The sequence below is a fragment of the Aeromonas sp. R3-1 genome, from assembly GCF_040908345.1.
In the GTDB taxonomy this organism is placed as follows: Bacteria; Pseudomonadota; Gammaproteobacteria; order Enterobacterales; family Aeromonadaceae; genus Aeromonas; species Aeromonas veronii.
Map to the genome: position 1 here is coordinate 1 of NZ_JBFODN010000021.1, position 8,788 is coordinate 8,788.

General features: G+C 50.5%; 9 protein-coding genes. 7 read left to right on the plus strand and 2 right to left on the minus strand.

Going from position 1 to position 8,788, the window contains the following annotated elements:
* Positions 1 to 66 precede the first annotated feature (66 nt).
* Entirely contained in the window at positions 67 to 981 is a 915-nt protein-coding gene (locus AB5Y85_RS01270) for a Gfo/Idh/MocA family protein (protein ID WP_257687121.1), read from the minus strand.
* A 128-nt stretch (positions 982 to 1,109) separates the two neighbouring features.
* Complete coding sequence (locus AB5Y85_RS01275; RefSeq protein WP_368221066.1) at positions 1,110 to 1,991, minus strand: LysR family transcriptional regulator; 882 nt, start codon at positions 1,989 to 1,991, stop codon at positions 1,110 to 1,112.
* A 105-nt stretch (positions 1,992 to 2,096) separates the two neighbouring features.
* Here AB5Y85_RS01275 and AB5Y85_RS01280 point away from each other — a divergent pair, with 105 nt between their 5' ends.
* The 7 genes from AB5Y85_RS01280 to AB5Y85_RS01310 all read left to right on the plus strand — a co-directional run bounded on the left by AB5Y85_RS01280 (position 2,097) and on the right by AB5Y85_RS01310 (position 8,598).
* On the plus strand, positions 2,097 to 2,705 hold the full coding sequence (locus AB5Y85_RS01280; protein ID WP_033113045.1) for a short chain dehydrogenase: 609 nt from the start codon (positions 2,097 to 2,099) through the stop codon (positions 2,703 to 2,705).
* Positions 2,706 to 2,897: 192 nt separating this feature from the next.
* Positions 2,898 to 3,707, plus strand: a complete 810-nt coding sequence (locus AB5Y85_RS01285; RefSeq protein ID WP_368221067.1) for a hypothetical protein — start codon at positions 2,898 to 2,900, stop codon at positions 3,705 to 3,707.
* Between the two features lie 285 nt (positions 3,708 to 3,992).
* The gene (locus AB5Y85_RS01290) at positions 3,993 to 5,492 is read left to right on the plus strand and encodes a histidine-type phosphatase (protein WP_323916687.1); all 1,500 of its coding nucleotides are present in this window, start codon (positions 3,993 to 3,995) and stop codon (positions 5,490 to 5,492) included.
* A gap of 376 nt (positions 5,493 to 5,868) precedes the next feature.
* Positions 5,869 to 6,141 carry a hypothetical protein gene (locus AB5Y85_RS01295; protein WP_368221068.1) on the plus strand — a complete coding sequence of 91 codons (273 nt, stop codon included), beginning with the start codon at positions 5,869 to 5,871 and terminating at the stop codon, positions 6,139 to 6,141.
* 1 nt (position 6,142) lies between these two features.
* Positions 6,143 to 6,691 (plus strand): hypothetical protein, encoded by a 549-nt coding sequence (locus tag AB5Y85_RS01300; protein ID WP_164537468.1) that lies wholly within the window; start codon positions 6,143 to 6,145, stop codon positions 6,689 to 6,691.
* Positions 6,678 to 6,911, plus strand: coding sequence for an ABC-three component system middle component 6 (locus tag AB5Y85_RS01305; RefSeq protein WP_164537469.1), 234 nt, complete (start codon positions 6,678 to 6,680; stop codon positions 6,909 to 6,911). The genes AB5Y85_RS01300 and AB5Y85_RS01305 overlap by 14 nt, the downstream gene beginning before the upstream one ends.
* The gene (locus tag AB5Y85_RS01310; protein WP_368221069.1) at positions 6,898 to 8,598 is read left to right on the plus strand and encodes a DUF2326 domain-containing protein; all 1,701 of its coding nucleotides are present in this window, start codon (positions 6,898 to 6,900) and stop codon (positions 8,596 to 8,598) included. Before AB5Y85_RS01305 ends, AB5Y85_RS01310 begins: the two co-directional genes overlap by 14 nt.
* The last annotated feature ends 190 nt before the right edge of the window (positions 8,599 to 8,788 follow it).

Here is an 8,788-nt window from a genome sequence, read left to right on the forward strand (position 1 = left end):
CCCGTTGTTTTTGGTGCGCCATCTTCGCGCACCTCGTATTCATATATCTCAGGCTTCCAGCCAGCCTTAACTCCGCTTGTCAGCCAGCGCCACCAGCTGCTCCGCCAGCCGGTGGCCGTGCAGGTAGGAGGCGATCAGCTCGCTATCAGCTTTGCCCGATTCAATCTGCTGATACCAGTGCTCCAGCATGGCGGCAAAGCCGCGCTGGGCCAGCACCGGCAGCCAGTCGTTGGGGGCAAGCGTCTGCGCCTGTTTGTCGCGGGCGATGCTGCCGCGGGTGCAGTTCTCAAGGTGCAGGGAGAGGTTGTCGCCGTAGGCATCGATGCGCTCCTCGGTGATCCCGGCGCTGCGGTTCATGCTGCCGCTGATGGCGCGATCCCCGCTCTGCCAGCTGACGCTGACCCCGGCCAACAGGCTGCTGTCCTTCGTATCCGGTCGCAATACCGCATGAAAGTCGCCGCCCGGCACGCCACCATAGAAGCAGAGGCTGTCGAGCACATGGATAAAGTCGTCAAACATAAAATCCCGCGCCTTGCCCGGCAGAGCGAAGCGGTGTTTCTGCCAGTTAAGCTCGGTGAGCTGCTGGGCGCGGGCCTCGGCCATGGCGGGCAGATAGCGGCGGTTAAAGCCGGTAAAGAGAGCGCAATCTTGCGCGATGGCGAGGTTGGCCAGCGCTTCTGCCTCGGCCAGATTGTCGCACAGGGGCTTGTCGACAAAGGTGGGGAGCCCTGCGCGCAGGCACTGCTCGGCCAGCTCGCGATGAACGGCGGTCGCGGCGTGGATCATCACGGCATCGGGACGGCTGGCCAGCATGGCTGCCACATCGGTAAAGCACTCGGCGACCCGATACTGGCGTGCCAGCTGCTCCAGCACTGCCGGATTGCGGGTGCAGAGCAGCGGGGTGACCCGCTCGTCGCTCGCCAGCAGCGGCAGATAGGCTTTCTGGGCGATATCCCCCAGACCAATCATGGCAATGCGCATCTCAACTCCTTTTCACTCGATAACGGGACAAGCGGATAACTGCCCGCACCATCGCAGGATTTGTCCCACAGATCCAGCCTGCCGTTAGCGCGCTGGCTGGTGGCGGCCGCTCTGTGCAAACGGTGGCGTTATCCGGGCATGGCAAGATCGCAGACCGACTTGATCACCTCGCCCAGCCACTCGATGGCGAGATTGCCCTGACTTTTGCGATGCCTGCCGACCACCACCTCAAACGGCTGCTGCGCTCCGGCCAGCTCCACGGTGCGAAAATCCCCAAGGGCGGCGATGGCCGATGGAATGCAGGCCGCCACGTCATTGACCGACATAAAGGCTTGCAGCGAGGTGTAACAGGGGAGCGTCGCCACCGCCGCGCTGGCAACCTGCTGCGGGCTCATCTGCCCTTCGAAATTGCCGACGCTGTTGGCGAACTGCACAAAGGGGATGGCCGCCAGATCCTGCGGGGCTTTGTCCGGAAGATATCGGGAGTCGCGGCGCAGCACGCAGCAGTAGTGATCCCGGCGCAGGGTGGCGCGCAGCAACCCCGGGTCGAGATAGGCATCAAAGCCAATCACCAGATCGACCTCGCCACTGGCCAGCGCGTCCAGATGGAGGTCGGCCTGAAAATCCACCACATCGAGCCGGATGGAGGGCGCCTGAGTGCGCAGGGCGCTCGCCAGCCTTGGAATAATGGCGAGCTGGGCATATTCGTTCGCCATCACCCTGAAGATGCGCTCGCTGCTGGCAGGATCGAAGGGGGCAGCCACAAAGACCCCGTCGATATCGGCCAGGATCTGCTCGAACTTGTCGGCCAGCTCGCAGGCGTAGTCGGTCGGCTGCAATCCGGCGCTCTGGCGGATAAACAGCTCGGCGGGAAAGAGATCGCGCAGCTTTTTCAGATGGCTGCTCACCCCCTGCTGGGAGATCTCCAGCAGCTCGGCCACCCGCGACACGCTCTTGTATCTGACCAGCAGCACCAGCACCCGCATCTGCCTGATATCGATCTTCTCCACCCTTTCCTCACCAATTTAAGTTGTATCACATACAAACCGCCAATGATTTACATTGTATCAGTGGCTCTCTAACCTTGCAGCTCTTCCAGCAAAGCGAGGTTAACGATGAAAACTGTCATTCTGATTGGTGCTCAGGGGAAAATGGGGCAAGCCGCCCTCAGTGGTCTGGGCAAGCACAAGGTCATTACCGCCAGCCGCTCCGGCGAGGGGTGTGATTTTCAGGTGGATATCACCAGCCGAGAGTCCATCGAGCGACTCTACCAAAACGTGGGCTCCTTCGATGCGGTGGTCAATACCGCCGGCTATTGCGAATACGCCCCCTTTGGCGAGATGAGCGACGAGCAGTGGCAAACCACCATCCAGAGCAAGCTAATGGGGCAGATCAATCTGGTCAATATCGGCCTCAACTACATCAATCAGGGGGGCTCCTTCACCCTGATCTCCGGCATCCTCAATATCAAGCCGATCCCGCTGGCCATTGCCGATGCCACCACCAGCGGCGCCATAGATACCTTTGTCCAGTGCGTGGCCCACGAGCTGCCCCGCGGCATTCGCATCAATGTGGTCAACCCGACCGTACTGGAAGAGGCGTGGGACGTATATGGCGAGATGATGCCGGGCTTCCAGCCGGTGCCGGGCGCTTTGGTCGGCAAGGCGTTTGAGCGCTCCGTCGATGGCTTTATTAGCGGCCAGGTGCTCTATGTCGATGCCTGATCCGGTTCAGGTGTGAACCCAATGCCTTTGTAATTCCTTGTCGATGTTTTTCCTCTTCCCCGAAAGCGCCCTGCTCTCGGGGCTTTTTGCATAGAGGAACCGGAGTAGCGACAAAATATGATTTCATTTCGACGGCGGCACACAGATTTATGTCATCCGGGTCACTGTCAGAGTGGCCTCGTTTGGCTTACTATGGCGCTCTTGTTCCTGTTGCCGAGCAAAGGGACTATTTCAGGCCATTTGCAGGAATGGATTACCGCTGACCAATGCCCTGTTTGGCCGCAGCTGATTGGCGCGGCCACTATTGCCTGTGCGCTATCGGCACTTATAAAACGCGTTATTTATGGATGTATAACGATGAAATCATCAATTGCACTCAAAGCCTTGTCGCCCTATATATTCGCAATATTGTCAGTTGGGCTGATATCCAGCGGATATCATGCGCTGCCGATCTATTGCGGCCTGGCCATTGTCGTCTATCCGGTGCTGGTTGCCATGCTGGCGGACGAGTGGGAAAAACAGGGATTGGTCTATCGCGAATCAACCCAGGTCGAGGTTGATGTGAATGTGCGCGGGATCCTTATCAAAGAGCAGAGACGACATCTGGAGAATCTCTATTTTGTCTCGCCGGAAATAATGCAGACCAAGCTCACCCACCTCGCCCGCCTCAAACTGATGCTCTGCGGCGCCATGTTTGCCGTGTCGCTCTATGAATTCGCCCTGCAAGCCGAGGCTCAATTTGCCCTGCCCGCCGTCAATCTGATGGATATCAATCTGCTGGATATATGTGGCCTGATGATCGGCCTTGGTGGGGTGCTGTTTCTCGGCCACTGTGCGAGAAAAAGCCTCTCCCTCTACGGGACCTGTCGCCATAAAAACTATCTGGTGCAGAGTCATAACGAACCCGGCGTCCAGCTCTATAGCGCAGCCATTTCAACCAAGGCGGCAAACCTGCAAGTGACCCATACCCGCATGTTCGATGCCTTATTGGCGTGGTATTGAGCAACCCTTAATTGGCAACCTTTAATTGCCCCCCTTGGATCAAGATGGCGGGGCAGGAGGTAAGGCAATAAGCCCCCATCCCGACAGCGCTCACTGACCACTCACCCGTGACCGGCGCAGTGGTTGGTTGAGCCTCTATTGCCCTCCCTATAGCCATCCTCTGCCCCTCCCCTTGCTTACTGCTTTATCAGAAGTCATCAGCCTGTCATCTGGCTGACATCCCGCGGTCATTTTCAAGCCATAGAGTTTTTCACTTATTTTTCATATGGATAGATAAGGAACATCATGACTTTCCCGCGCTCTTCTTATGTGGCTTTGGCCGTCTCGCTGGTCTTGCTTGGCGGCTGCCAGTCAGAGAACGAATCGTCTGCCGACAGCCAGGGCAAAACCGCCTACCAATACAGCACCAAAGCGGTCTACAGCCCGCAGCAGCAGGCGGAGAGCTACGAGCCAGCGCCCCAGGGGTTCAGCCCGGTCTTTACCGAGATGGTGGCGCGCCACGGCTCGCGCTCCCTCTCCAGCCCGAAATATGACGTGCTGACCAAGCTGGTCTGGGAAGAGGCGCAGCGTCAGGGGGCGCTTACTACCCTCGGGCAGGGGCTGGGAGGCAAGGTCGATCTGGTGACGGCCGCCAACCAGAAACTGGGCTATGGCCTGCTCTCGGCGCTGGGCAAGGAGGAGCACGCCAATCTCGCCACCCGACTGGCGGCGCGGCTGCCGACCCTGCTCAACAGCAGCGAGCCCCACTGCATCAAGGTGGTCACCTCGGGCAAAGACAGGGCCAACGAAAGCGCCTTCTACTTTATGGAGAGCCTCAAGCGCGACGTGAGCTATGTCAGCGACTCGGCGCAGTGCTACCTCACGCAGGATGACCCCTCGAAGATCGACAAAAAACTGGTCAACAAGTTCGAGCTCTACTTCCACAAGACCACGCCCGAGGGGGATTACGCCCGCTACCTGCCCGCCTATGAGAGCTACCAGCGCTTTATCGGTGACGAAGATGCCGCAATCGCCCCGGCCCCCGAGCTGGCCAGGGCGCTGGATCAGCTTAAAAACCTGAGCAAGACCAAAGAGATGGCCCGCAGCATGCTGGAGCGTATCTACAGCAAGGGCTTTGTCGACTATCTGGCGGGCGGCGTCGAGTTTGTCGCCGTCAATCCGGAAGATGGCGGCATGACTTATGTGCGCGACGAAGTAGATGCCGCCCTGATGCTCTACAACCTCTTTATCATCGGCCCCGGCATGATCCGCGAAGCGCAGGCACAGGGCAGCGAGCCCTGGGCGCTGGAGCAGTTCATCACCCCGGAAGAGTCTGCCTGGTTCTCCTACCTCTCAGATGCGGAAGATTTCTACGAGAAGGGGCCGAGCTTTGCCAACCAGAGCGCCCCCTACGCCATTGCCCAGCCGCTGCTCGACGGCCTGTTTGGCGAGGTGCAACGTCAGGTAGTGGAGGGTGAGCAGAGCCGACGGGCCACCCTGCGCTTTGCCCACGCCGAGGCCATTATCCCCCTCGCCGCCCTGATGAAGCTGGAAGGGAGCCGTCAGGGGGCCAGCCCGGATCAGCTGTTCAGCCAGCAGAACAACGAGTGGCGCGGCGGCTGGGTCTCCCCCTATACCGCCAATATTCAGTGGGATATCTACCAGAACGGGCAGCGGCAGGTGCTGGTCAAGATGCTCTATAACGAAAAGGAGATCGCCTTTAAAACCGGCTGCCAGCCCTACCAAAGCGGCAGCCACTACTACGACTTCGAGGAGCTCAAGCGCTGCTACGGCTATAACGGCTAACCCCAAACAAGCCGGATATGGCAATCACCAGGGGCGACCAGCAGGTCGCCCCAATTCACTCCCTTCCCTGCTTGCCAAAGCGGGATATGGCTATAAAGCCGCCTTCCGGCTCCATTTGCTGATCAAGCGCAAAAAATGATTAATTTCTGATGGTTATATCACTTAAAGGCTCGCCTCGGCAGTTTCGTTTGGCTTACCATGGCCATTCAGAACCTGTTGAGCTGCGATGGGTTGCTGCCCTCGTTGGTCAATGGAGCATATTGGAAGCTGTAATCCACGGGCGGTAGCGTGATATTTGAAAGCGCTATGCCTTGTTCGGAAAGGTAGATGCCCCAGATTTCCTGTTCGTATATCAGATTGAAGGAACTATTGTTTAATGGATGTAATTAAAGATTTTTTGGCAAACCCAGCCGTTGGTTTAATTGGATACGTATTAACTGTTGTCTCTGGCTTGATTGCTATCGCACAAACAATAAGAAAAAATAAAGCAGAAGAGAAAATAACTGGGCTCGAAGTAAAACTTTCTTTTTTGTCTCAAGAAAATATCCGCTTGGAACAGAAAATAAAAGAAATGTCTATTGTACAAGGTGATAAGTCACAGTACTTCCAACAAAACTCGGGCCCAGTAATGATCGATAATAGAGGGTAACATGGGTCAAGGCGTTTCATTTAAAGATAATAATGGACCAGTTTATATTGGAACTGACCGACGAATTTCCCGCTCCAGCATATTAGGACAACTGATTGAGATTATCGCCAAAGCAGAGACGACTTCCGTTGATCTTACGAGGGAGCCTGCTGATGTTGAAAATAAAATCCAGTTTAATGATTTAAAATCACGTCGTTGGATAATTATGGAGTATATTGAAAACTCAATTCTAGTTGATCACTCTATAGTTCAATTAAACAGAATGATACCAGATGGAAGCACCAAACTTAAAAGGCAGATGAAACTGTTTTATCGTGATGCGCTATCACAGTTTGGTATAGAACAACTTCCACGTGATATGGAAAAATTAAGGACACACTCAGATAATATCGTATCATGCGTCTTAAAACTTACAGGTGATTTTGTCCGCTCTTCCTCCGACTTGCAAAGTGGATTCTATGATGAAGACATTGATTTTGGTGTGGCATTAATAGCTAGTTATTCAATAATCGAATGCATTGTCCTGGAAAATCCGAATGATTACGATTGATTCTGACCCTATCATAAATCCATTTTATCTTGGAGCTGCAATTATAAGCGAGTTAGCCTCAAGTGACTTCACTGAAATGGAGATTGATGAACTTTATAACCTAGCAAAAGAAAAGTTTGATATCTCTTATGAAATATTTGCATGTGCACTTGATTGGCTTTATATAATTGGCGTTATAGATTTAAATTCCGATGGATGTATTGAATATGCGGCTGTGTAAATTACAAGTAATAAAAAACAATAATATATTGAGAGAAATCACATTTAAAAAAGGATTAAACCTAATTGTAAATGTGGATTCAAAGGTTGCCAGGAGTGGTAATAGTGTTGGAAAATCGACACCATCACGACTGATTGATTTTATATTTATGTCTTCAGGGGATGATATATATACCGAATCGGAATTTAGAAAAGTCATTCCTGAGGTTGCTGAATTAATTGATGAGAATGAAATTATTATTGAGTTATATTTCGTAGGATTTGATGGGAAAAATCACCTAATTGGAAGAAATCTGACACGAATCTCCAAAAATTCTTTATTCTATATAAATAGAGAGCGTGTATCAAAGGCAAGCTATCAGGAACTTGTTGCACAACAAATTTTTGGACAACGAGAAGAAAAACCCTCAATCAGAAGTTTGAGCCATAAGTTTATTCGAAATACAAATGAGAAAATGCAAAATACCGCTAGGTTTTTGCACTTAAATGCCAAGCCTGATGAATATGACCAATTATACTTATTTCTATTTGGATTTATTGGTTTAAATCTATTAAAAGAAAAAGCAACACTTACAAATCAGATCGCCACAAAACGAAAGCACCTAGCGTCATATCGCAGTCCTCACAAGGAAAGTGCACTACTAAAAATGATTAAGCCTCTTGAGGTTGAGGAAAGCATTTTAAAGTTGAAGATCTCTGAATTTGACTTCAAGGATGCTCAAGAATCTAGCGTTAAAGAGCTAGTAAAAATTCAAGGGGAGATTTCCGATTTAACAATTGTGTACTCTGAACTTGAGGCGAAATCAGCTTATCTTTCTAAATCCATTGATAAATTACGTAATGGCGCGTCAAATATTGACGGAAAAGAGCTACGTGATATTTATGCTGAAGCAGGCGTAGCCATAAGTGATAAGTTAAAAAGAACATACGAAGATCTTGTCGTTTTCCACAATAAAATACTGTCTAACAAAATCAATTTAATACTAAGTGAACTCGGTGTTACCAAAACACATTCAGAAGAAATCAGAATAAAAATAAACAATCTTCAAGCAATGGAATCTAATGTATTTAGAAACATAAAAGAGCCAGACACGCTGAAATCAATTGGTCAAATGTACAATGAGCTTTCATTAATCAGAGAGGAGATTGCTAGCACCAAAACACTATTGCAAAAAATAGAGGATACAAAAAGTGAAATTGACAGCATCGAATCAAACAAAAGAAAGGTTGTTTTAAAAATACAGGATAATATCGCATCCCTTGAGAAAAACATCGAAGTTTTCAATAGGAACTTTGGCGATTTAAGTAAGCTTTTTTATGATGAAAGATACATATTTGACCTAAGCTTCGACTCAGAAAAAGGAAAATGTGAATTTGATGTAGTCTGTGTGACGCCAAACTCTACCGGTGGAAAAAAGAAAGGTGAATTAAGTGCGTTTGATTTAGCATACATTAATTTTGTAAATGAAATAAATTTAAAGCGGCCAACATTTATCATCCATGATAGCATTGAGGATGTTGATATAAATCAGATATTTGATATTTTCCATGCTGCTAATAACATTGAAGGTCAATATATTGTATCCGTACTCAGTGACAAGATATCAGACTCTCGATTTGATGCATTTAAGAACAACTCTGTTATATTGGAATTATCTGAATCCGACAAATTTTTCAAGCTTAAATGATTAAGAATTTAAAATTAATGAACTGGTAATACGCAATTTATATTAATAAGCATATGTTTATATTTGTAAAAAATAAAAAAGGCGACCATCTGGTCGCCTTTTTTATTTTTATCGCTTTCCAATCAGGAAAACTTACCGCGCCGGTCGCTTGGCACCATTTCCTTTGGCCGCAGACTTGCCGCCCTGAGCG

Coding starts and splice junctions, on each gene's coding strand:
- AB5Y85_RS01295 (WP_368221068.1), top strand. CDS start 5,869: ATGGATGTAATTAAAGATTTTTTGGCAAACCCAGCCGTTGGTTTAATT.
- AB5Y85_RS01285 (WP_368221067.1), top strand. CDS start 2,898: ATGGCGCTCTTGTTCCTGTTGCCGAGCAAAGGGACTATTTCAGGCCAT.
- AB5Y85_RS01305 (WP_164537469.1), top strand. CDS start 6,678: ATGATTACGATTGATTCTGACCCTATCATAAATCCATTTTATCTTGGA.
- AB5Y85_RS01310 (WP_368221069.1), top strand. CDS start 6,898: ATGCGGCTGTGTAAATTACAAGTAATAAAAAACAATAATATATTGAGA.
- AB5Y85_RS01270 (WP_257687121.1), bottom strand. CDS start 981: ATGCGCATTGCCATGATTGGTCTGGGGGATATCGCCCAGAAAGCCTAT.
- AB5Y85_RS01300 (WP_164537468.1), top strand. CDS start 6,143: ATGGGTCAAGGCGTTTCATTTAAAGATAATAATGGACCAGTTTATATT.
- AB5Y85_RS01280 (WP_033113045.1), top strand. CDS start 2,097: ATGAAAACTGTCATTCTGATTGGTGCTCAGGGGAAAATGGGGCAAGCC.
- AB5Y85_RS01290 (WP_323916687.1), top strand. CDS start 3,993: ATGACTTTCCCGCGCTCTTCTTATGTGGCTTTGGCCGTCTCGCTGGTC.